The organism is Neomicrococcus aestuarii, from assembly GCF_014201135.1.
In the GTDB taxonomy this organism is placed as follows: Bacteria; Actinomycetota; Actinomycetes; order Actinomycetales; family Micrococcaceae; genus Neomicrococcus; species Neomicrococcus aestuarii.
The window spans coordinates 1,408,942-1,431,417 of sequence record NZ_JACHDR010000001.1 but is presented as its reverse complement, the minus strand read 5'-3'; the positions used below and the strand labels follow the sequence as shown (position 1 = coordinate 1,431,417).

Genomic DNA, 22,476 nt, shown 5'->3' with positions numbered 1-22,476 from the left:
CGCCATTTGTGGCGTGCAACACGATGTGAAGTGAGGGTGTTGAAGAGTCTACGCCCGTTCGCATTACAAGCAGGTTAATTGCCAGAAGATAAAGGATTTTGGGCTGGAAATTATGTGAAAGACCGCGTCGCAAAAGCCCTCGAAGCGCGAAGATGTGCGGGGTGTCACAATGGGAAGCATGATGAAACATTGGTGCTCACGAAGAAGTGGACACCGTACGTCGACGCACGGGAGGAAGAACCCATGACCACCATCCGCGGCGCGGTCTTGAACCAGATTGGCGCGCAAGCGCCGTACGCACAGTCCCGACCCATCACCATCGATACCCTCGAGCTGACAGCGCCGGAACAGGGCCAGGCTCTGATCCGCATCGAGGCAGCCGGGCTGTGCCACTCGGATCTGTCCGTGGTGAACGGTTCGCGCCCACGACCTACCCCGATGCTCTTGGGTCACGAGGCCGCTGGCATCGTGGAAGAAATCGGCGAGGGTGTGGAGAACATCGCGGTGGGTCAGCGCGTGGTCCTCACGTTTCTGCCCCGCTGCGGAGAGTGCCCCGAGTGCGCGACGAACGGCAAGCTTCCGTGCCGCAACGGATCGCAGGCGAATAGTGCGGGCACGCTCATGGATGGATCCACGCACCTCACGCGCGAGACCACAGGACACGCAGAACACGGTGGACACGCAGAGCAGGTCGCCCACCACTTGGGCGTCTCCGGCTTTTCCACTTACGCGGTAATTGACGCGCGTTCCGCGGTTCCGGTGCACGACGACGTAGCCCCGGACATTGCCGCAGTCTTGGGTTGCGCTGTACTCACCGGGGGAGGAGCACTCCTCAATGCAGCTGGCCTGAAGTCTCACGAAGTGGCGAAAGATTCCCGCGTCGCGATCGTGGGACTCGGCGGTGTCGGCATGGCTGGCCTGCTCACGGCGCTCGCGCTCGAATGCAAAGAAGTCATCGCGATCGACGCTCAAGAATCAAAGCTCGAACTGGCAAAAGCATGGGGCGCCCACGCAACTTACACCCCGGCTGAAGCGATCGAGCGGAAGGTGAGCTGCGACGTCGTACTAGAGGCCGTAGGCCATCCCCGCGCGTTCGAAACCGCGTTCGCGATCCTGGGCCTCGGCGGAACCCTCGTGACCGTCGGGCTGCCAGCGCCGGGTGCCACCGCCGAAATTGAGCCGCTGCAGCTGACCGCGAAGGCGCAACAGATCGTCGGAAGTTATCTGGGATCCGCGGTCCCGGCGCGCGACATCCCCATCTTTGAGCAGCTGTGGCGGGACGGAAAACTGCCGCTCGAAAAGCTCGTGACGCAAGAGATTGAGCTGGAGAACATCAACGAGGCCATGGATGCGCTTGCTTCCGGGAAGGTGCTGCGGCAAATCATTCGTTTCCCGTGAGCGCGCTCACCGGCGGCGCAGGAGCGGCGGTCGCAACAGTAAAATGCTGTGGTGTCCAAACTGTATTTCCGCTACGGCGCCATGAATTCTGGGAAGTCCACGGCCTTGTTGCAAGTGGCTTTCAACTACGAAGAGCGCGAGCAGCGCGTGCTGTTGGCGAAGCCGCAAGTGGACACGAAGGGCGAATCCAAGGTGGTGTCCCGTCTGGGGCACGAGCGCGAAGTGGACTTTTTGATCCCGCACGGCGCGAATGTGCGCGATCTGTTCCGCGGGGTTGCCGCCGGTGACGATCCCACCGCGCTACTGGAGCACGTGGATGTAGCGCCCGTGGCGTGCCTGCTGGTGGATGAGGCGCAGTTCTTGGAGTCCAGCCAGGTGGAGGACCTGTTGCGCATCGCAGTTCTGGACGGCGTACCCGTGATCGCTTACGGCATCCGCACGGACTTCCTCACGAACGCTTTCCCCGGCTCGGCGCGACTCATGGACCTGGCTCATTCGCTCGAAGAGCTCAAGACGATTTGCCGGTGCGGTCGAAAGGCTATCTTCAACACGCGCAAGATCGGCGGCGAGTACGTTTTCGCCGGGGATCAAGTGGCGATCGACGGAAATCAGGAAGTCACCTACGAATCGCTGTGCGCGAATTGCTATTTGGAGGCTTCCGGCGGTCGTTTGGGATAACGACGGCAGGGATGGAGACGGTAGGGAGGACGACGACGCAGCTCGGCTCCCGCTTTCATCTTCGGCTTCCGCTGTGGCCCGGAGGCGCGATGGACGTTTTAGCTCGCGAAGCGCTGGACCAGCATGATCACCGCGATGGCGATCATCAGGACGCCGCTGAGCCTGGATATGCCGCGGGCTAAGGCTGGCCTCGTGCCCAAGACGGCTTTCGCGCTGAAGCCCACCGTGAAGTAGACGGCCGCGGTGCTCGCGATGTGAATCAAACCCAGAATCACGATCTGCCAGGCTACTGACACGTTGGCCGTGGGAATGGTGAACTGTGGAATGAGCGCCAAGAACAACAACATCACTTTGGGGTTCAAGCCCGAAACGCCGAAGCCCTTGACGTATTGCTTGAGGATGCTCGGGGAGTCCGACGCGTTTCCGACGTCCGGGGTTGCCGGGTGTCGAAGGATTCCTAGGCCCAGCCACATGAGGTACACGCAGCCGGCGACCGTGAGAACCGTGAGCGCTTGCGGGTTCGCCGCGATGAGCGCGCCAACGCCGGACGCCACGATGACCGTTACAGCGACGTAACCGGTCAGCATGCCGGTAATTGCTGGAACCACGCTCTTGTTTTTGAGCCCCGAGGAGATGGCATAGGCCCAGTCCGCACCCGGCGTAATGACCAAGAGTGCGGAAACGGCCCAGAAGGCGGTGAGCGTGGAGAGCGGCATGGCACTAACCGTAGTGAAAATGCCGCGAAATGTGCTCCCTTTTTCTGGCTCAAAATGGGCTAAATGAGCAAGAATATTCTTCATGGATGCCATTGACCGCGAAATTCTTGCTCAGCTTCAAGCGGATGGGAGATTATCTGTCACCGAGCTTGCTGAACGAGTGGGGTTGAGCCTGTCTCCATGTCATCGTCGGCTCAAGGCACTCGAAGCATCCGGGGCGATTTCTGGCTATCACGCGCAGCTGGATCCCACGGTGTTGGGGCTGACCTTCGATTCGCTGGTGTTTGTCACGATGGACGATGCCCGCAGCGAGACTCTCGAGAAGTTTGAGGCCGCCGTGGCGGACATCCCGCACGTCATCATGGCCCAACGACTCTTTGGCGTCCCCGACTTCCTGCTCCGCGTCGTCGCAGCCGATCTGCCCGCGTACCAAAAGTTGTACGACGAGCGCTTGGCCACCCTGCCTGGCGTCCAGCGACTGAGCTCCACGCTAGTCATGAAGCGCGTGGTGGAAGGCCGCGAACTCCCGCTGTAGTCACACCTTCGCGCGCAGTCCTTAGAGTACGTGCGTTCCAATGATCCGCGCGAGCGCACGCACATCCACTTTGCCCTTGAACTCGAAGCGCACCTTGCCCAAGCCGCTGAACCAGAGATCCAGCTCGCCGTCCAGATCCCAGACGCCTGCGGACTCCACGGAGAAGGATTGGATCTTGGAATAGGGCATCGAGGTGTAGTCGCGCTTAGTCCCCGTGAATCCCTGAATGTTGACGGCGATGATGCGCTTGTTGGTAAACGCCACGTAGTCGCGGATGCCCTTGAAGGCCACCACGAGTTCTTCGCCCTGAACAAAGAGCGGGTGGATGTCCCGCATGATGTCCGCGGGATTGGTTTCGCTGAGCTTGAAAACGGAAGAATTCTGAAAATCGATCATGACATCAGGCTATGAACCGTCCCGGACAGTTAGAACTGCAGGACAGCTAGCGTTGAATCCTGAAATCTTTAAACGCCAAAGGCCCGCAACCTGCTTCCGGAGAAAGTCTCGAGCGAATCTCGAGTGAATCCCCACGGAAGCTGGCAGCGAGCCTGAAGCGTGCGTCGTCGTACTAGCAAAAGTGAGTACTGAAGTAACTAGCCCTCAAGCGGAGTGCGGCGCGCAACGCGAGTGACCGTCTTGACGATCATGAGGACCAGCAACAGGATGCCAACGTAACCGTTGATGACGTAGACGAGGTTGACCATGTCGGAGAACGGAAGCGCAAGCCCGATGACCGTACCCAACACCGCCAGAGCAATGGTGAAGTACTTGTAGCCAGGCGTCTTGTCCTCGAAGAAGCGCGAAGACACCGTCCACAGCAGCGGAACCGCGGTGGTGTAAATGCCGGCGAGGATCATCACCGAAATGATGCCGGCCAAGATCGGCGAGAGATTGTTGGCAAGAACGAGCATCGGGATTTCGGTGCCCGCAACATCGGCGATGTTCGCCAGCAAACCGAGGGCCACGATGATGCACACGATGGAGAAGACAATGGCGCCCACGCCACCACCGGCAACGGCCTCCTTCTTGGAGCGTGCAGTCTTGCCGAGCGCCGTCAGGAATGCGGCGAGCCACAACATGCAGAAGCCCACGTAGGAAAGGCCGGCCATAAACCAGTTGTTAGAGGCCTGCTTGATTTCAAGCGTTGGAAGCAACGCTGCGCCTTCGGCGAGGCCGCCACCATTGTTCAGGAAGATTCCGGCGATACCCAAAGCAACAGCGATGACCGCGATGAGCGGACCGATCTTACCGATCACATCCACAAGGCTCTTTAGCCCAAACCACACGCTCAGTCCCACGACGAGGGCCAGGCCAATGCCGCCCACAAACTTGGACATTCCGTAGTGCTCTTCCACGAGGGCGCCAGCGCCAGCCACCATCACGGTGAAGCTCAAGAAGACGAACAGGATGGAGAAGTAGTCGAAGAACGTGCCGAGGTACTTGCCGCAGTAGTAATGGAAGATGCGGGAGGGCTTGTCGAACTTCTTGGCCTGACCCACGGCGAAGAATTCGATGGCCACGTAGGTCATGAGGACCAGCACCAGGAGGCCGGTGCCGAAAATGCCCCAGAAGCCGTAGGAGGTGAAGTACTGCAGGATCTCTTGTCCGGTAGCGAAACCGGAGCCGATCAGAAAGGCGAGGATAGCGCCAGCGTAGGTAATAACGCGTAGCGGCCTGGTTTTCTCGGTGGTCGATAGTTCAAGCGCAGTCACGCGTGTTGATTGTTCCGTCATCAGATCCCCCTGTGGATTAGTGATATATCAACGGTTCATCAAACGTAGGCAGGTCTTTGTAGCAGCCACAACAATGTGACCTATGCAATGTTTCAAGGAGGTTACATGTGGTTACAAATTCTTTTCCCGCTTGCACGGCAGGGAAGAATGACGGTATGGCCCTCGAAGCGCAGCGCGAAGTTGAGCGCAAATACGATGTCTCCGCCGACACCCAGCTCCCAGATCTCCTGGAACTGCCAGACATTTCGTTCGTAGATTCCCAAGAACCCGTGAGCCTTGAGGCCATCTATTTCGATACCCCAGACCAAGTCTTGCGGCGCAACCGCATCACGCTGCGTCGTCGTACGGGCGGGGCCGACGCCGGCTGGCACGTGAAATTCCCTAGCGGGGAAAGCCGAATCGAAATCCGAGCTGTCCTCGATACCGGTGACGATATTGAAATGCCAGAAGAGATTCGTGACATTGTCTCCGTCTTTGTTCGAGGCCAAAAATTCGAGCGCACCGCCACCCTGAAAACCTCCCGCACGTTCCACTACCTCCACAGTGACGAAGAGGTGCTCGCGGAAGTCTGTGATGACGTGGTCACCTCCGTCACCGCATCCGGCCAGGTCAAGCGCTGGCGCGAGTGGGAAGTGGAGCTGGAGAACAGCTCGAGCCTGGATGGACTGGCTGCGGTTCAGCTCCTCGATGATGTGGAAGAAAAGCTCATTGTTGCTGGAGCGGAACGCTCTTTGCGCGCCTCCAAAGTGGGATTTGCGCTGGGGCCCCTTCCGGAAACTGCCGAGCGACCCATCGGCAAGAAGGGGTCCTTGCGCGCAGTCCTCACGCTTGCTTTCCACAGCGCGGCGAGCGGTCTGACGTACTGGGATCCGCTGGTGCGCCGCGGCGAACCGGACGCTCTGCACCAGTTGCGCGTCTCTGTCCGCACGCTTCGCGGTCTTCTCAAAGTGGGCCGCAAGATGCTCGACGAGGACCGCGCGCGCTCGCTCTCAGATCAGCTCAAAGTCACCGGGCAAGCGCTCGGCGCCGCACGCGATGCCGAAGTTCAGCTGGAGATTCTCGACGAACGCGTTGATCTCTGGGATCACGACACTGTGAGCGAGCAGGCCATCGCCCGCATGCGCAATCGCCTCGCGAGCGAGCAAGAGGAAGCCCTCGCCGCCGCGCTCGAGCACTTGCGCTCGCCCGAATACTTCGCGACGTTGGACTCCGTAGATGCGTTCCTCGCGGACATTCCGCTCGGTTCCCAGTACGACGACGCAGCTCGCGCCCGCGGGCCGCTGCGGGCTGCCGTGGATCGGCAAGTGCGCCGCATCAAAGAGCACGTTGAGGCTGCGAGCGCGCTGGACGAGGGCGAAGAGTGGGTGGAACTGCTGCACGAAGCACGCAAGGAAGCAAAGACTCTGCGCTACATGATCCGCCACTTGGAGGCCGTTCCGGGCTCTGACTTGGGCGGGCACCGGAAGGCTCTGCGCGTCCGGGCCACCGGTTTGCAGGACGGACTCGGTGAACACCGGGACAGCCTGGGATTTCAGGCGTTCGTGCGATCAGTGGCCCTCGAAGCCGCCGCCGCGAACGAGGACACCTTCAGCTACGGCGTGCTGTTCGCGGCCGAAGCTCCCGTTCAGGACCGCGCGTTGCGCCGGGTTCGGCAGGGCTTGAAGAGCCTGTAGGTGCCGATTCGCGTCAGCTGTTCCCAAGGTGAGCGGTGGCGTCTAGGGTTAATGAAATTCTGACGTGACCACACTGAAGTGGTGACTACAACGTAAGGAGATGCCGTGCCGGGAAGCGCCGCAGCAGAGGTCCTAGACGAGCTCGAAGCTCTTGAAGATTCAAAAGTTCGGGCCGTCAACGAGAAGCACGGTGACGATCACGGCGTGAACCTCACCAAGCTGCGCGCGGTGGCGAAGAAGCTCAAGACCAATCAGGACTTGGCGCTTGAACTCTGGGCCACTGACTACACGCCGGCACAGCTCGTGGCGCTCTTGATCTGCAAGCCCAAGCTCTTCAGCGCCGATGACCTGGATACGATGCTCCGCGAAGCGCGCTCGCCGAAGGTCCACGATTGGCTGGTCAACTACGTCGTCAAAAAGAGCGCTCACAGCGAAGAGCTGCGCGGGCGCTGGATGCAGGACAAGGATCCTGTGGTGGAAAGCGCCGGTTGGGCACTGACGTCCGAGCGTGTCAATAAGAGCCCCGAAGGCCTTGATCTGGACGGCCTGCTGGACACCATCGAGTCCCGCATGAAGGACGCTCCTGAGCGCCTGCAGTGGGGCATGAACAACACGCTCGCCTACATTGGCATCGAGTTCCCGGAGCTTCGCGAGCGCGCCGTCGGCATCGGCGAGCGCTTGGAAGTTCTCAAGGATTACCCCACGCCGCCCAACTGCACGTCCCCCTTTGCCCCGATCTGGATAGCCGAGATCGTGCGACGCAACGAGACAGCGGCGAAGTAAGCCGCGCCGTCGTACTAAATTTCACCGCACGCACTTTCGCCGAGCATCACCTTCCCTCGGCGTACGCTCCTCTCTTAAGGTTGCAGTATGGATGATCGCGTCACCCTCCGTTTCCTCGCTTCGCCCACGGATGTCTCTGAAGATGGAGTCACCGTGCAGGCCGGCCGCATCCTGGAGTGGATCGACAAAGCCGGGTACGCGTGCGCGGTGGGATATTCGGGTGGCTATTGCGTGACCGCGTACGTGGGAAACGTGCACTTCACGCGGCCGATCGTCAACGGCGACCTCATCGAAGTCACCGCGCAACTCGTGTATACGGGTCGATCCAGCATGCACGTGGTGATCACCGTTGACGCTGCGAACGTGCGCGAGCGCATCTTCCGGCCCGCCATGGACTGCATCTTGGTCTTCGTGGCGATGGATGAAAACCGCAAGTCAAAGGCCGTTCGTCCCTACGAACCCACGCACGCTGAGGCCCGCAGCCTCGCCGCTGGAGTTGCCGCGCGAGTGGACGCTCGCAACGAAATACGGCGGGCGATGGATGAGCAGGCCTACACGGATGCCGGTACGACGCCGCAACTCACCTTCCGCTTCCTTGCGTCACCTACCGATGTGAATTGGGGAGGCAACGCGCACGGCGGGATTGTGATGCGCTGGATTGATGAAGTGGGCCGAACGTGCGCCGAGCAATGGGCTCAAGCCGATGCTGTTGCGGTCTATACCGGCGGCATTCACTTCTTGAACCCCGTGCATATCGGCGACATCGTTGAGGCCGAAGCCCGCATGATTCACACAGGTCCGCACAGCATGCACATTGTGGTGCACGTACGCGCCAAGGATCCGCGTGGGGGAGAGGACGCTCAGTGGCGCCCCACCACTCGTTGCATGACCGTTTTCGTGACGCGCGACGAGTCCGGACATGCCGCAAACGTGCCGCAGCTTGAGCTGGTCACTGACGAGGATCGCCGGTTGAACGAGCACGCTCTAGATCTAGTACGGCGACGTGCCGCGCTTCCGCAGATGGAGTTTCTGACGGAACGGAAGTACTAGCTCATCAAGTGAGTGCGTCAAGCTAGCGCATCGAGGACGCGTTCCAGACCCCATTCGAAGCTTTCGCGCAAGCGGTCGTTCACGCGCCGAGCTTCTAGCTGGTCTTCACCCACAGCCATGGTTGCGTTCTGCAATTCGGCCACGTTACCCACAATGTGGTGCAAGAGCAGGCTGGTGGCTGCGTGGATTCTCGTAGGCTCAACGGGTAAGTGAGTCAGGAGATCTCGAAGGATTTCCACGGCTCGCAACGCTTCGGGGCGGGTGGCGGCCGCCCACTGCACCACGTCCGCGGAATCGGGAATCGGGAGGAGCGCATCAAAAATGGAGTGGCACACCACGGAAAGTTCCTGACGAACCCACGCTACGTCGTCGTCATTCGCTGAAGTAATTTCCTGCGAAGGAGCGTTATCCGGGATTTTCGCGAGCAAATGAGCGGCAACGTCCACCAGGAGTTCTTGCTTGCTGGCCACGTGCCAGTACAGGGCACCCACCTGGACGTCGAGCTCTCGGGCGAGACGGCGCATAGACAAGTCCGCGAGGCCGTACTGCGTCAGGAGGCGCACGGCAGTTTCTACCACGGTGTCGCGCGTCAAAGCCATGCACACCAGACTAGGGGACACACAATAGGAGCATGAAACGAAACGAAGAGCCGACCTCGGAAGCGCAAGCCGAATACGAGCGGATCGGCGAGGAAATGGCATCCGTGGGAGTGGCGCGCGGGAAAATGTTCACCTCCCAAGCGCTCTTGCTCAACGGTAAGGCGATCGCGTGTTTGATGGGATCGTCCATGGCGTTCAAACTTGGCCGGGAGAATCTGGAGCTTGAACGGGCGCTGTCCTTGGACGGAGCGGTCTTGTTTGATCCTTCCGGTATGGGCCGGCCGTTTAAGGACTGGGCGGAAGTTCCGCAATCGGGAATGGAAGAGTGGGCGGGGCTTGCCGAAGCCGCGCTGGCTGCTAAATTGGCCGAATAATGCCATGAACGCACAAGAAAAGTGTTGGATTGGTAAACTAGATCAGTAAGAGCCCCGTTGTGTTTTTATCCGGGGCGTTTGTCATGTCCATATCCATGGATCCCGGCGGTAACGCCGATGAGAGCTGATTATTCAGCAAGGGGAGGGCAATAGTGCCGGCCATTGTGATTGTTGGAGCCCAGTGGGGAGACGAAGGTAAGGGTAAGGCTACGGACTTGCTCGGCGGCCGCGTTGACTACGTGGTCAAGCCAAACGGCGGAAACAACGCGGGCCACACGGTAGTGGTCAACGGTGAGAAGTATGAGCTCAAGCTCCTTCCAGCCGGCATTTTGTCACCCAACGCAACGCCAATTATCGGCAACGGCTGCGTGGTGAACCTCGAAGCTCTCTTTGAAGAGATCGACGGACTTGAAGCTCGCGGAGCGGACACGTCCCGTCTGCGCATCTCCGCCAACGCACACTTGGTAGCTCCGTACCACCAGACCATGGACAAGGTGACCGAACGCTTCCTTGGCAAGCGTGCCATTGGCACCACCGGCCGCGGCATTGGACCTGCCTACATGGACAAGGTCGGACGCCTGGGCATCCGCGTTCAGGATGTCTTTGACGAGTCCATCCTGCGCCAGAAGGTCGAAGGCGCGCTGCGCCAGAAGAACGAACTCCTGGTGAAGATTTACAACCGCCGCTCGGTGGCTGTTGACGAGATCGTGGAGTACTTCTTGTCCTACGCGGAGCGCTTGCGCCCGCTGGTCATCGATTCCACCTACGTCCTGAACAAGGCTTTGGACGAGGACAAGGTGGTCCTCATGGAGGGCGGCCAGGCCACGTTCCTCGACGTTGACCACGGCACCTACCCGTTCGTGACGTCCTCGAACCCCACCGCTGGTGGCGCGTCCGTGGGCTCCGGCATTGGCCCAACTCGTATTTCGCGAGCTATCGGCATCATTAAGGCCTACACCACGCGTGTTGGCGCCGGACCGTTCCCCACCGAACTGTTCGATGACATGGGAATCTACTTGCAGAAGACCGGCGGTGAGTTCGGTGTGAACACCGGACGTCCGCGTCGCTGTGGCTGGTATGACGCGTTGTTGGCCCGTCACGCTGCACGCGTCAACGGTTTCACGGACTTCTTCTTGACGAAGCTGGACGTGCTCACTGGCATCGAAGAAATCCCAGTGTGCGTGGCCTACGACGTTGACGGTGTCCGTCACGACGAAATGCCAATGACCCAGACCGAGTTCCACCACGCGAAGCCAATCTTCGAGTACTTCCCGGGTTGGACTGAGGACATCTCCGGCGCCAAGACCCTCGAAGATCTGCCGCAGAACGCTCGCGACTACGTGCTTGCTCTTGAGCGCATGTCCGGAGCTCGCTTCTCCGCGATCGGTGTGGGACCGGACCGCGATCAGACGATCGTTCGGTACGACCTCATCAACGGCTAAGTGTTGAGCCAGCTCAACGAGCACCTCTGATTTGAGTAAGGCGGCCACGCATCCCTTGGGACGGCGGCCGCCTTACTTGTCATGAATTATCCAACTTTCAGCACGAACCCAGCCTTGACCGGTAATGTGGTGAGTCACAAGGAGGACAGGTCAATGAAGATTAGCGTTGGACAAATTGCACCTACCGGGGACGTCGCAAAGAACCTGGAAATCATGGGTCGTTTGGCTTCTCATGCCGCAGCTGAGGGTGTGCAGTTGATTCTGTTCCCCGAAGAATCCATGTTCACGGTGAAAGCCGTTGAGGGTGACTTCCGGGAGGCTGTTGCGCGCGACTGGCCCATCTTCTCCGAGGGACTGGCGCGCATCACGGAAAAGAACGGCATTGCCGTGGTCGCCGGCGGATACGAGCCGAACAACGGCGATCGCCCTTACAACACCGTGCTTGCCGTGGACGCTTCTGGCGCTGAGCTGAAGACGTACCGCAAGATCCACTTGTATGACGCTTTTTCCTACCAGGAATCCCGGACCATTTCCGCGGGCGACCCCAACGACATCCCCATCTTCACGGTCGGCGGCCTGAAGTTTGGCGTCATGACCTGTTACGACATCCGCTTCCCAGAAGTGGCCCGCCGTCTAGCCGTTCACGGAGCTGAGGTCATTCTGGTTCCGGCTGCGTGGTTCAAGGGCGATCACAAGGTGGAGCACTGGCGCACACTCCTCAAGGCTCGCGCCGTCGAAAACACGGTGTGGGTTGCAGCGGCAGGTTCTGCCACTGATTCCACCGTTGGCTACTCGGCCATCTTGGATCCCGTTTCCATCGCTGTGGACTTCCTCGAGGGCGAGCCCGAAGGCGTGGCCACCGCGGATGTTTCCCGCAAGCGCATTGACGAGGTGCGCGAGTTTTTGCCAGTTCTCGTGAACCGACGCATTGGCGTTGAGGCCGAGGTAGCTGCAGTCAAGACCTCCTCGATCCCCATCGTTTAGCCCGAGTTTCTGCGGCACTAAAAACTTTTTAAAGTTTTTTTGAACAGACCGTAACTTTTGGGTGACGTGATTCGATCTACTTAGTGAGTGTTGCGACGAGGGTTCCCCCCAACGACGTCTCGTCGCAACGCTCGTCACTGCAGAAGATTCATTTGTGGCAGGAATGATGAACGCGAAATCTTGGCGAGCCATGATGCAAAAGGCGTTCTATACTTCAAGTGCAATGTGTCTCCGTGCGCGAAGGTGAGCTGTGGCAAATACGCTAAATGACGATGTCATTTTGCGTGCCCAAAAAAGCGATCCTTTAGCGCTACGGGCTATCTATGAAGATCTTGCGGGCAAAGTGGTGGGCTACCTCCGCGCTCGCGGGGTCGAGGATGCAGAGGCGGCATGCCAGGAGGTTTTCCTGGCGCTGTTCTCGAGTCTTCCAACTCTTCAGGGTGGCGTAGACGGCTTGCGGGCGCTGACATACTCCATCGCTCATTCGCGGCAGGTTGATTACCACCGCAAAAGAGCCAGCGCACCGCAACACTTTGAATTCCTCGAAGACGATTCACCGCTTGAGCCCTCTGCTCAGGATCAGGTGTTGTCTCGGTATCTTTCCCCTGCAGTGGAGCGGGCTCTTGCAGAGTTGCCGGAGTTGCAGCGCGAGTGCATCATCTTGCGAACCGTTGTGGGGTTGAGTATTCAGGAAACAGCGGCCGCGCTAGAGAAATCAGAAGGCGCCATCAAACAGTTACAGCGCCGCGCTCTTGAATCGATGAAGAAATCGCTGAGTTCTGCAAAGGAGGTGTCAGGTCTTGACTAACGAAAACCAGAAATGGGATCGGGAAATTCTTGAGAACGACGACGCTGCCTTGCGTTCCGCTCTCTCCGAACTTCAGATGATGGGTTCAGTAGAAGCACCGACGCCCACTGGAGAACTTGCTGACATATTGGACGGGAAAAAGCCCGTCAACTTCGTGGCTGCTTTCAAGAAGCGCGGCGGAGGTCCGATCTCTGGCGGCCTTGCCGGAATCTTGATCGCATCGGTGGGATTGAGCGGCGTGGCCGCCGCTTCACCGCAGGTTCGTGATTTCATTGCCGGTTCTTCCGTTCACGTGGTGACCGAAATTGCTGAGCAATTTGGGTACCACCCGGCCGACGAGTTCTTCACGGGACCATCAATCATCGACCTTCACACGCATACGCATGTCTTGGTCAGTCCTGATGCTTCGTCATCAGTGATGGTGGACCGCCACGTCGAAACATTCGGTGCGCTCTACTCTGCCCATGCCGACGAAGTGACTCTCAGTACTGGGTCCAGCACCAGCACGAACATCAGCACAGACTCCGCCGCAGGCGACGCCCTCACTAGTCCTTCGGCCTCCTCTTCAGTCGGGTCGAACTCCACGGCATCGAGCGGAGTTTCGAGTCATAGTGGTGCTCAGAAGACAACGAGCGCTGCGGTCAAGGCTGGAGCATCCTCAAACACGATCCAAAGCGCCGTAGATGGCGCAGCAACTGTCGGCAGCGCAGCAACGAAAGTCCGTGCAGTATCTGGCGACGGTCTAGTAAACGGAGGCAGCGCAGTAAACGGAGACAATGCCGTATCCGGCGCTAACTCTGCAACTGGCATCAAGGATCGTGCTCGGGACGCTATCGGTGGCGGTCTTGCCGCAGGATCTTCCGACGATCTCGTCGAAGACATTTCAAGCCCGATCTCGGGATCGGCAGGCAAGATTGCGGATGATTCCACCAACGGTCTGGTGAGCGGTGTCGCCGGTAGTGCTGCGCAGCAGTCCAGAAGAGTCGTCCAGGGAATCACTACAGATCAGGGAGTCACTACAGGCCAGGGAACCGTGACTGATTCCGGCACGGTAGCTCGTCAAGGAGTCACTGCGCGAAGCGTGCTTCCCGAGCAACCCGCAACACCAAAGTCTGTCCCGGAAGACTCCTTTGTCACCAAGGCTTCTCGAGTGGATTCAGTCCTCGTGAACCACTCCGCTGATCAGTCATCGGTCGCAAATTCTGAGGCCGCAAAGCCAGCTGTAACTGAGTCTGCGGCAGACGCCGTCGCCTCGAACGGAACAGGTTCACGCGGAGTCGCCTCGATCGAACTCCCAGCCAAGCCTGAGGCCCCGGCGAAGTAGATGAAGCAAAAAGGAGCTCCTCCCCAGAACCAGGTGGTTCGGGAGAGGAGCTTATCTATTTCTAGCGAAACTTACGCGAGAACTTAGGCAAGAACCTGACGCTTAGAGCTGATGACTCCAGTATTGAAGCCGGCCAAGTGCAAGCCACCGTGGAATCGGGCGTGCTCGATCTTCACGCAACGATCCATGACAACATTCATGCCAGCGGCTTCGGCATCGTGGGCAACACCCTCGTGCCACGAACCCAACTGCAACCAGATGGTCTTCGCGCCGATTGCTTTGGCCTCTTCCAAAACACCTGGAAGATCATCGTGCTTGCGGAAGACTTCCACCAGATCCGGAACCTCCGGCAAGTCAGCCAACGAAGCGTAGACCGGCTGGCCCAAGATCTCTTTGACCGTGGGGTTGATGAAGTAAACCTTGTAACGCGTCGAAGACAACAAGTACGTCGCCACGAAGTAGGAAGCGCGGCTTGGCTTATCGCTCGCGCCAACAATCGCAATCGTCTTCGTGGAGCGCAAGATATTGAGCCGCTCGGGAGCCGAAGGGCCCTCCCACGTGCGCTCTGGGGAAGCGGGCTGCGCCGTCGTAATATCCGTCATTACTTCACTCCAATTTCGCAAGCAGGCGCCGGAACTTCGGCCGCAACCTCAGCGGAATCCGCCTCTTGCGAAGCCGCAAGCGCCTGATCCAAGTCCCAAATAATGTCCTCAACGTCCTCGATGCCCACCGAGATACGAATGAGATCCTCAGGAATGCCGCCCGCGAGCATCTGCTCCGCGGTCAGCTGCTGGTGAGTGGTGGACGCCGGGTGCAACACCAGCGTCTTCGCGTCGCCAATGTTGGCAAGGTGAGAAGCCAGCTGCAGGTTCTCGATGAACTTCGCGCCCGCCGCGCGGCCGCCCTTCACACCGAAGCTGAAGACCGAGCCAACGCCCAACGGCAAAAGCTCCTTCGCGCGGTCAAAGTGCGGGTGACCCGGCAAGCCGGCGTAGTTCACGTACTCGATGCGGTCGTCGTTATTGAGCCACTCAGCAATCGTCTTGGCGTTCGCCAAATGTGCGTCCATGCGCTGCGGCAACGTCTCCACACCAATCAACAACTGGAACGCAGACTGCGCAGGAAGGCTCGGCCCAATGTCACGCAACTGCTCCGAACGCAGCTTCGTCAAGAAACCGTACTCACCGAAGTTGCCCCACCAAGACACATTTCCGTAGCTCGGAACCGGTTCCGTCATCGCAGGGAACTTGCCGTTGCCCCAGTTGAAACGGCCAGATTCTACGACGACGCCGCCAAGCGTCGTACCGTGACCGCCCAGGAACTTCGTGGCCGAGTGAATGATGATGTCCGCGCCGTGTTCGAACGGGCGAATCAGATACGGGGGAGTCAGTGTGGAGTCCACGATGAGCGGGATGCCCGCCTCATTCGCGACGGCCGCGAGACCCTTCAAATCCGCGATGTCGCCCGAAGGGTTCGCCACGATCTCCGTGTAAAGAGCCTTGGTGTTCTCCGTGATCGCAGCCTTGAAATCAGCCGGATCGCCGGACTCGATGAACGTGGTCTCGACGCCGAAGCGGCGAAGCGTCACGTCAAGCTGCGTGATGGTGCCGCCGTAGAGCTTGGACGAAGCCACAATGTGATCGCCAGTGCCACACAGAGCGGCGAAAGTGATGAACTCAGCGGCCATGCCGGAGCTCGTCGCCACCGCGCCAATGCCGCCTTCGAGCGACGCGATGCGCTCTTCGAAAGCCGCAACCGTTGGGTTGCCAATGCGTGAGTAGATGTTGCCGTACTTCTGCAGCGCGAAGAGGTTCGCGGCATCATCAGCGTCCTTGAAAACGAAGGACGTGGTCTGGTGAATGGGGATCGCACGGGATCCGTGCTCAGCGTCCGGCGTGCCGCCCGCGTGCAATGCACGAGTACGGAATCCGAAGGTGTGCTCTGAATTTTGAGACAAAGAGGAAACTCCTTCCATCGGTCCTGGCGGTAGCACCGTTCCTGTCCGTTCACGCAGGTGATCGGGCGGAGGGTTGCTGCGGCGTCGTCGATCCAGGTCTCTCAGCCGCTCGGGATGGTTGCTCCAACGATCCTAATTTGCGCGAGCCGGTGGCGGCGAATCGAAGAGTCGATTTGTTGCGGGCTGCTCCGTGTTTGCGGACGGGTCCGAGATCGCGGCTGTGGTCAGATGCTTGTCCGCATCCGCGTTTGCTCGCACTAGTCCGCGTTCACTTGGCTGCATTCACGTTCGTTCGTCCGAATTCGCGTTTGATTGTCCGAATCCACGAACCGGTGCCCGTGGTTACCATTTCGCTCGGGTGTGCCTTTTACTAGACGCGAGCGTTGAGTGAATCCTCTGGGATGGTGATGATTTCGGCGTTTTCCACGCTTGGGTGGCGCTCGCCCGTGAGCGCATCCATTGTCAGACGGATGAGCGTTCCATGGCTGACCATGATGACGCGCTTGCCGGGGAAGTCTTGCTGAACTTGCCGAACCGCAGCAGCCCCGCGTTCGCCAACAGCCTTGGAGCGTTCGACGTTCGGGAGGAGTCCGCTCTCGAAAGCTTTGTCCTCATACTCATCGAGCCCGTCGCAGCTCACGCGTGCTGGTGGGTGGAGTGCATCTTGGACTTCCGCGCTCAGCGTCACGCGGCACTGCCCTTCGAGGTCGCCGTACGAGCGTTCCTTGAGTTCCGGGTACGTCTTGATGTGCTGGTCGCAGCCCAGCTCATCGGCCAAAATCTTCGCGGTTTCCAGCGCACGCTTCAGCGGGGACGAAACAATGACATCCCACGGGCCATTGCTTTTCAGCAGCTTGGCAGTCTCATGCGCTTGAAGACGCCCGTGATCATTGAGGGGAACATCGGTTCCGCCCTGCAGCAGACCTTCCGCGTTCCAATCGGTTTGGCCGTGACGTACGAATGCTAGGTGCGATTGGCCTGATTCGACGTTTGCCTGTTCCATAGATCGAGCTTAGCGCTGATCAGGGCGTTTGAGCCGGGTGGCCGAGCATTAGTTGACTGCCTGAGCAGGATTCTCCTAGCTCAACGACTCTCGATAGATGTTGTAGTGGTCTCCAAACCGAGAGTTCGAATTGGACTGAAACATCGATTAGACGTTACGCCCACGCGGGAATGGTCTAGGAACACCTGCGGCAACCAGAAGGCTCGCGAACGTAGCTGGATTCATCAGTTCATTCCAACCCCACCTGCACATCCCCAGACCCATCGAGCGAATTGAATCCTCGCGTTGCTTCTCTTCGTAGACAACCTGACCGGCATCCTTGCCGGAGACGGTCTTGGATCTCGTGTACTTCTGGGCGCCATCAAACTCGCCCACGATCTGGGCGTTTCTCCATAGATAGTCCGGCCTTGCGATGCGGCCATTAGGCAACTGGAACGATTGTTGAAGTTCGGGCTCCTCAAAGCCCAGCCGATACATCAACGCGCGGCTCATTGATTCGCCGACGGATTCAGACTCGGTGCGCGAGAATTTGGCCGCAATTTGAATCCTTGAGCGGCGACGATTGTCGGGAAGGCTTAAGGCAAGCTCTTCCAATTTCTGATGGGTCCAATGATGCCCGTGTGCTTGTCCGCGCCTGAGCAAGTATTCGAATGCAACTACTCGATCCTCGAATGACAGCTCATGGAAGCTACGAGTGAGTGCAATGTCCAGTGGTTCCGCAAGCAAGGGAAATTCCCAAGATCCAAACGTCAAAGATCTAGGCGCGTTAGGCGTCAACAGTTGGCCACGAATGAGTGGGGGTTTGGGGAGCACGTGAGATCCATTGCTGGTGGAGCGCTTGTTATACCGAGCGATTGCGTCCTGCTCATTTCCATAGCAGCTCACCTGTTTGCGTTTCCTGACGGCATTCACGGAGTTCACGCCAACATTTACGAGATTGCTGACGGGTGAGTCGAATTGGATGAGTGGGACCCCATAAAGAGACAACGCGGAGAGGCCAACCAGAACTGATCTCTTTCCTGTAAGTCCGAAGGCGCCGATAAAACTCCTGCGACGATCAGCGAAAGAGAGTCCAAGCCATTGATCGGTGTCGAGATAGACAGATGGTTGAATTCTGACTACGTGGCCTGCTTTATATAACCGAGACAGTCGGCTCCGTTCGCCATCTGGTGCTCGGTCTAGCCGTGGGGTGAAGTAGAGAAACTCAGAGAAGTCCATGGCTCAATCGTTGGCCAGAAACAAGCTACAACTTCCCTCGAGGGTTGCAATTGTGGACTACTTCGAACTGACGGATGACAAGAGCGAACTGTGGGTGATCCAACCGTAGCTGGAGTTGAGTGATCGTAGGTTCAGAGACTACGATCACTCAACTCCAGCTACGTGTCATCTCGATCGACTCTTGTCACCGCAATATTCCCTACGGATTCCAGCGGTGAAACTAGGGATCCGGCGCGCCGGACTCAACAATAGCTACGCTCCGAAAGCGCTTCCGGCTGAGCTAGGCGATGAGGCGCAACTATCGCTACGAACGGATGGGTGGCGAGGGGTGTGCCGGAGGGTAAGCCGCAACTATCGCTACTTATGAGTGGATGGTTCAATCGGCGTTGACAACCGCCACGCAACTATCGCTACGTGCTGATGGATAGTCTGGGCCCCGCCGGATGTCAACCCACAACAATCGCTACGAGCAGCTGGCGCGAAAGGGCGGAGACGTCCCGTGTGTGGACAAAACGCGACAACGCGGCCACGAAATGAGGCGGAAGCACCCCAAACCGTGGCCGCGTCACAGCGAAACGGCGCCGGAAGTCGCCGTTTCGGCGATGGAAATGGCAGAAGCCTGACTTTTGCAGCTAAGTTTCGACGTGAGAAGCGGCGAAGCGGCGATAGAAGCGGCTAGACGCCCGCGCGCTCGCGGCAGATCACGTTGATCTCAGGGATGCACGGCTCGTTTTGCAACGAGGTGGTGTCACCGAGTTGCGATCCTTCGAAGAGCTGCGTCAGCAGACGGCGCATGATCTTGCCGGAGCGCGTTTTAGGCACGTCCGGCACAAACACGATGTCTCGCGGCTTCGCGATCGGACCAATCTCGTGGGAGACGTGGGCCAGCAACGCGGCCACCACTTCAGGCGCCTCCGTGCCGATAATCGACTTGTCATGCGGCACCACAAACGCGGTGGCGGCGTGACCGGTCTTCGCATCAAACGTTGGGCACACGCCAGCTTCAATCACGGCCGGGTGTGACACCAGTGCGGACTCGATCTCGATGGTCGAAAGGCGGTGCCCGGAAATGTTGATGACATCGTCCAAACGTCCGAGGATCCAGATGTCGCCGTCGTCGTCAAAGCGCGCTCCGTCGCCGGCGAGGAACCAGCCTTGAGCGGCGTACTTCTCCCAGTAGGAGCTGTAGTAGCGGCGCGGGTTTCCCCAGACAGTTCGGGCCATCGCGGGTCCGGTCTTGTTGACCACGATGTGGCCTTGGATGTTTGCGGGGACGGTGGCGGCGTCGTCGTCCACGATGTCCACGGCGAGTCCGGGGAGTGCACGCGTGGCGCAGCCGGGCTTAAACGTGGTGTCCGTGGGGCGAGGGGACAGGACGGTGGCGCCGGTTTCGGACTGCCACCAGGTGTCCACCATCGGCACGCCTTCGGGGGTATCGCGGCCTACGTTCTTCCGCAGCCACGTCCACGCTTCCGGGTTCACGGCTTCGCCCACGGTGCCGCAGAGGCGGATGGTGGAGAGGTCGTACTCAGCGGGGACGCCTTCGGGGAACCAGCCCATGAGCGAGCGCACCAGGGTGGGTGCGGTGTAATACGTGGTGACGCCGTAGCGCTGGATGACCTCGAAGTGGCGGCCGGGGTGTGGTGCGTTTGGGACGCCTTCGTAGATCACTTGGCTCACGCCGTTGGAGAGCGGTCCGTAGATTTCGTAGGTGTGCGCGGTGACCCAGGCGAGGTCGGCGGTGCACCAGTGCACGTCGGTTTCGCTCGCGCCGAAGAGGAAGCGGTGGGACCAGTTGGCTTGCGCGAGGTACCCGCCGGTGGTGTGCACGAGGCCCTTCGGCTGCCCGGTGGTGCCGGACGTGTACATGATGAAGAGGGGATTTTCGGCGTCGAAAGCGGGTGCCTCGTGGTTTTTCGGTTGACGTACGACGACGTCATCCCACCAAATATCGCGGCCTTCAGTCCACGGGATCTCGTCTCCCGTTCGCTTAATAACAAGCACGTGCTCGATGTTGTTCTCGCCGGAAACGGCCTCGTCAGCGTTCGACTTCACGGCTACGGACTTGCCGCGGCGGAATTGGCCGTCGGTGGTGACGAGGAGCTTGGCTCCGGTGTCCTCCACGCGGAAGCGAAGCGCTTCGGCGGAGAAGCCACCGAACACGAGCGAGTGGATGGCGCCGATGCGAGCGCACGCGAGCGTGATGACAATGGTTTCGACAAGCACTGGAAGGTAAATGACCACGCGGTCGCCGTGCTTGATGCCGAGTTCTTCGAGCGCGTTGGCGGCCTGGGAGACTTCCTCGGTGAGGTCCTTGTAGGTCACTGCGCGGCGGTCGCCGGGCTCGCCTTCAAAGTAGAGCGCCACTTTGTCACCATTACCGGCGGCCACGTGACGGTCAGCGCAGTTCACGGCGGCGTTGAGCTTCCCGCCTTCGTACCAGCGCAGCTCGGGGCCACGCTCGTTCTCGACGTCAACGGGGGTGGAGGTGTGGGTGGTGTGGAACGGCTCGGACCATTCCAGGGCGCGGGCTGCTTCGGCCCAAAACTCGAGCCGCTCTTCTTCAGTCGCGAATTGGCCGAACTCAGCGTCTCGGGTGAGCTGCGCCGTCGTAGTGGAAACCGGGGTGCTGGAAACTGCAGAGGTCACAAATAATCCTTCCATCGGTCCTGGCTGTAGCACGAACTCACATGAGTGTTGCTGCGGCGTCGCGGAGCCAGGTCTCTCAGCCGCTCTAGATGGGTACTCATCTACTGAACGCTATGAAGGGTGCCGAACGCAAAGTGAGTTACGCCGTATGAGGCGCGGCCCTAAAAAACTTTTAAGAGAGGTTGTTGATGGCCTTGCACGGATCGGCGCCAGGCTCAGCGCGGTGCACTTCGCCCGCAAGGTCCGCGGTCTGTTCGCGAAAGAGGTGTGCGGTGTGGGTGGGAAGCCCGTCGAGGAGCGCGGCTTCAGCGTCCGCGACGCGCTGTTCGTAGTGGGCGAGGATTTCGCGGCCCTTTTGAGTGGGCTCAATTTTGCGGGCTCGACGGTCCGACGGCGCGGGCACGCGTTCCACAACACCGGCGGAAACGAGGTTGTCCAGCAGGTAAGTGAGGACAGTGCGGTCGATGGCAAGGTGGGCGCCCAGAGCTTGCTGGTTAGGTGGGTTCCGGTGAACGACCGTGGAGAGGACCTGGTAGCCGCGGATGCCTTCGGGCATTCCATCGGTGGCCTCTTCGAAACGCGATTGGTAGGCGCGCAAAATGGTGGCCAAGTGCCAGCCGAGATCGCCCGGCACGGCGATGGCTGGACTCCTCAAGGCTGTCTGTTGGCTCTCGCTCATGCGCTCATTCTAGTCGAAGTGTGCATTTGTAAATATATTCTGTCAGCAATATGATCTGTGGACAAGCATATTTCTGCTGGCTGTTGGAACATGATGCCGCGGCCGGCGCTCAGAGGAGTCATGAGATGGAAGCTGAACGGTTGAAGACCGTCGGAATTCTTGGCGCTGGACGAGTAGGAGCAGCGGTTGCCCGCCAAGCTCTTGCTGCGGGATACCGCGTGAGAATGGCTACCGCGAAAGCGCCCCACGAGCTTGCGCTCGCATTGCAATTGGTGGCCCCAGAGGCCGAGGCCGTGACACCTCGAGAGGCTGTTGCTACCGATCTGGTAGTGCTCGCTATTCCGCTGCACAGGTACGCAACGCTCAGCCCCGAGCTCTTTGACGGGAAGATCGTCATTGACGCCATGAACTACTGGCACCCCACGGATGGCGCGGTTCTTGACCTGGATTCCGACCACCGCAGCAGCAGTGAAATTGTGCAGGATCATCTCTACGGTGCGCACGTGGTGAAGACTCTCAATCACATTGCTTTCCGGGATGTTGAGGCGCATGCTCGCCGAGCAGGTTCGCCGGGTCGCCGTGCTTTAGCGCTCGCAGGAGACCACGACGAAGCCAAACGCATCGCCGGCACTTTCATTCACCATCTTGGGTACGACCCCGTGGACGCCGGGCCGCTCTCGGCCGGACGGGTTTTGGAACCCGGGACTGAGATCTTCAACGGCGTGCATACGGCCGGCGAATTGCGCAAGCTTATTGAGTGCGCGCGGATTGTTGCTCACGCGTAAATTTCACAACGCGTTTGGGCGACTAAGCGCTGGACTTTGAACGCATACAACCCGCGAAAATACTGACGAACGATCTTACAAAGGAACG

Annotated in this window: 22 protein-coding genes and 2 riboswitches; of the genes, 12 read left to right on the top strand and 10 right to left on the bottom strand. The window is 59.4% G+C overall.

Annotated features, from left to right (window positions below; translation table 11 throughout):
• The first annotated feature begins 243 nt into the window (after positions 1-243).
• Both HD598_RS06325 and HD598_RS06320 read left to right on the top strand, forming a co-directional pair.
• The gene (locus HD598_RS06325) at positions 244-1,398 is read left to right on the top strand and encodes an alcohol dehydrogenase catalytic domain-containing protein (RefSeq protein ID WP_183664591.1); all 1,155 of its coding nucleotides are present in this window, start codon (positions 244-246) and stop codon (positions 1,396-1,398) included.
• A 51-nt stretch (positions 1,399-1,449) separates the two neighbouring features.
• Positions 1,450-2,076, top strand: coding sequence for a thymidine kinase (locus HD598_RS06320; RefSeq protein WP_071895259.1), 627 nt, complete (start codon positions 1,450-1,452; stop codon positions 2,074-2,076).
• A 98-nt stretch (positions 2,077-2,174) separates the two neighbouring features.
• Here the strand turns inward: HD598_RS06320 and HD598_RS06315 are convergent, their stop codons facing one another.
• Entirely contained in the window at positions 2,175-2,792 is a 618-nt protein-coding gene (locus HD598_RS06315) for a LysE family translocator (RefSeq protein WP_183664589.1), read from the bottom strand.
• Positions 2,793-2,874: 82 nt separating this feature from the next.
• Between HD598_RS06315 and HD598_RS06310 the strand changes: the two genes are divergently transcribed.
• Complete coding sequence (locus tag HD598_RS06310; protein WP_071894277.1) at positions 2,875-3,327, top strand: Lrp/AsnC family transcriptional regulator; 453 nt, start codon at positions 2,875-2,877, stop codon at positions 3,325-3,327.
• Between the two features lie 21 nt (positions 3,328-3,348).
• On the opposite strand, the gene HD598_RS06305 is transcribed toward HD598_RS06310, so the two are convergent.
• The gene (locus HD598_RS06305; RefSeq protein ID WP_183664587.1) at positions 3,349-3,723 is read right to left on the bottom strand and encodes a PH domain-containing protein; all 375 of its coding nucleotides are present in this window, start codon (positions 3,721-3,723) and stop codon (positions 3,349-3,351) included.
• A 197-nt stretch (positions 3,724-3,920) separates the two neighbouring features.
• Complete coding sequence (locus tag HD598_RS06300) at positions 3,921-5,060, bottom strand: YkvI family membrane protein (protein ID WP_221244610.1); 1,140 nt, start codon at positions 5,058-5,060, stop codon at positions 3,921-3,923.
• A gap of 155 nt (positions 5,061-5,215) precedes the next feature.
• Here HD598_RS06300 and HD598_RS06295 point away from each other — a divergent pair, with 155 nt between their 5' ends.
• From HD598_RS06295 to HD598_RS06285, 3 genes are all read left to right on the top strand, one after another.
• Entirely contained in the window at positions 5,216-6,733 is a 1,518-nt protein-coding gene (locus tag HD598_RS06295; RefSeq protein ID WP_183664585.1) for a CYTH and CHAD domain-containing protein, read from the top strand.
• A gap of 105 nt (positions 6,734-6,838) precedes the next feature.
• On the top strand, positions 6,839-7,516 hold the full coding sequence (locus HD598_RS06290; protein WP_071894273.1) for a DNA alkylation repair protein: 678 nt from the start codon (positions 6,839-6,841) through the stop codon (positions 7,514-7,516).
• A gap of 87 nt (positions 7,517-7,603) precedes the next feature.
• Entirely contained in the window at positions 7,604-8,566 is a 963-nt protein-coding gene (locus HD598_RS06285) for an acyl-CoA thioesterase (protein ID WP_071894272.1), read from the top strand.
• Between the two features lie 17 nt (positions 8,567-8,583).
• Here HD598_RS06285 and HD598_RS06280 read toward each other — a convergent pair whose 3' ends face one another.
• Complete coding sequence (locus HD598_RS06280; RefSeq protein WP_183664583.1) at positions 8,584-9,165, bottom strand: TetR/AcrR family transcriptional regulator; 582 nt, start codon at positions 9,163-9,165, stop codon at positions 8,584-8,586.
• Between the two features lie 32 nt (positions 9,166-9,197).
• On the opposite strand from HD598_RS06280, the gene HD598_RS06275 reads away from it, so the two are divergent.
• The 5 genes from HD598_RS06275 to HD598_RS06255 all read left to right on the top strand — a co-directional run bounded on the left by HD598_RS06275 (position 9,198) and on the right by HD598_RS06255 (position 14,097).
• Positions 9,198-9,539 carry a hypothetical protein gene (locus HD598_RS06275; protein ID WP_221244609.1) on the top strand — a complete coding sequence of 114 codons (342 nt, stop codon included), beginning with the start codon at positions 9,198-9,200 and terminating at the stop codon, positions 9,537-9,539.
• A gap of 152 nt (positions 9,540-9,691) precedes the next feature.
• A complete protein-coding gene (locus HD598_RS06270) occupies positions 9,692-10,981 on the top strand; it encodes an adenylosuccinate synthase (protein ID WP_183664581.1) in 1,290 nt (429 codons plus the stop codon).
• A 153-nt stretch (positions 10,982-11,134) separates the two neighbouring features.
• Positions 11,135-11,965: a carbon-nitrogen hydrolase family protein gene (locus HD598_RS06265; RefSeq protein ID WP_183664579.1), complete on the top strand. Its 831-nt coding sequence runs from the start codon at positions 11,135-11,137 to the stop codon at positions 11,963-11,965.
• Between the two features lie 250 nt (positions 11,966-12,215).
• Positions 12,216-12,773, top strand: coding sequence for an RNA polymerase sigma factor (locus tag HD598_RS06260; RefSeq protein WP_183664577.1), 558 nt, complete (start codon positions 12,216-12,218; stop codon positions 12,771-12,773).
• Positions 12,766-14,097: a hypothetical protein gene (locus HD598_RS06255; protein WP_183664575.1), complete on the top strand. Its 1,332-nt coding sequence runs from the start codon at positions 12,766-12,768 to the stop codon at positions 14,095-14,097. Before HD598_RS06260 ends, HD598_RS06255 begins: the two co-directional genes overlap by 8 nt.
• Positions 14,098-14,180: 83 nt before the next feature.
• Here HD598_RS06255 and HD598_RS06250 read toward each other — a convergent pair whose 3' ends face one another.
• The 6 genes from HD598_RS06250 to HD598_RS06225 all read right to left on the bottom strand — a co-directional run bounded on the left by HD598_RS06250 (position 14,181) and on the right by HD598_RS06225 (position 21,603).
• Entirely contained in the window at positions 14,181-14,699 is a 519-nt protein-coding gene (locus tag HD598_RS06250; RefSeq protein ID WP_071894265.1) for a CoA-binding protein, read from the bottom strand.
• Entirely contained in the window at positions 14,699-16,054 is a 1,356-nt protein-coding gene (locus tag HD598_RS06245; RefSeq protein ID WP_260170501.1) for an O-acetylhomoserine aminocarboxypropyltransferase/cysteine synthase family protein, read from the bottom strand. Before HD598_RS06245 ends, HD598_RS06250 begins: the two co-directional genes overlap by 1 nt.
• 11 nt (positions 16,055-16,065) lie before the next feature.
• Positions 16,066-16,175: riboswitch (SAM riboswitch) on the bottom strand.
• Between the two features lie 249 nt (positions 16,176-16,424).
• Positions 16,425-17,057 (bottom strand): histidine phosphatase family protein, encoded by a 633-nt coding sequence (locus HD598_RS06240; RefSeq protein ID WP_183664571.1) that lies wholly within the window; start codon positions 17,055-17,057, stop codon positions 16,425-16,427.
• A gap of 147 nt (positions 17,058-17,204) precedes the next feature.
• Positions 17,205-18,275: a hypothetical protein gene (locus HD598_RS06235; protein ID WP_183664569.1), complete on the bottom strand. Its 1,071-nt coding sequence runs from the start codon at positions 18,273-18,275 to the stop codon at positions 17,205-17,207.
• 675 nt (positions 18,276-18,950) lie between these two features.
• On the bottom strand, positions 18,951-20,939 hold the full coding sequence (gene acs, locus HD598_RS06230; RefSeq protein WP_183664567.1) for an acetate--CoA ligase: 1,989 nt from the start codon (positions 20,937-20,939) through the stop codon (positions 18,951-18,953).
• A riboswitch (SAM riboswitch) is annotated at positions 20,933-21,020 on the bottom strand. Its footprint overlaps the gene before it by 7 nt.
• A gap of 76 nt (positions 21,021-21,096) precedes the next feature.
• Positions 21,097-21,603, bottom strand: a complete 507-nt coding sequence (locus tag HD598_RS06225; RefSeq protein ID WP_221244608.1) for a MarR family winged helix-turn-helix transcriptional regulator — start codon at positions 21,601-21,603, stop codon at positions 21,097-21,099.
• Between the two features lie 50 nt (positions 21,604-21,653).
• Here HD598_RS06225 and HD598_RS06220 point away from each other — a divergent pair, with 50 nt between their 5' ends.
• Positions 21,654-22,388, top strand: a complete 735-nt coding sequence (locus HD598_RS06220) for an NADPH-dependent F420 reductase (protein WP_409366176.1) — start codon at positions 21,654-21,656, stop codon at positions 22,386-22,388.
• The last annotated feature ends 88 nt before the right edge of the window (positions 22,389-22,476 follow it).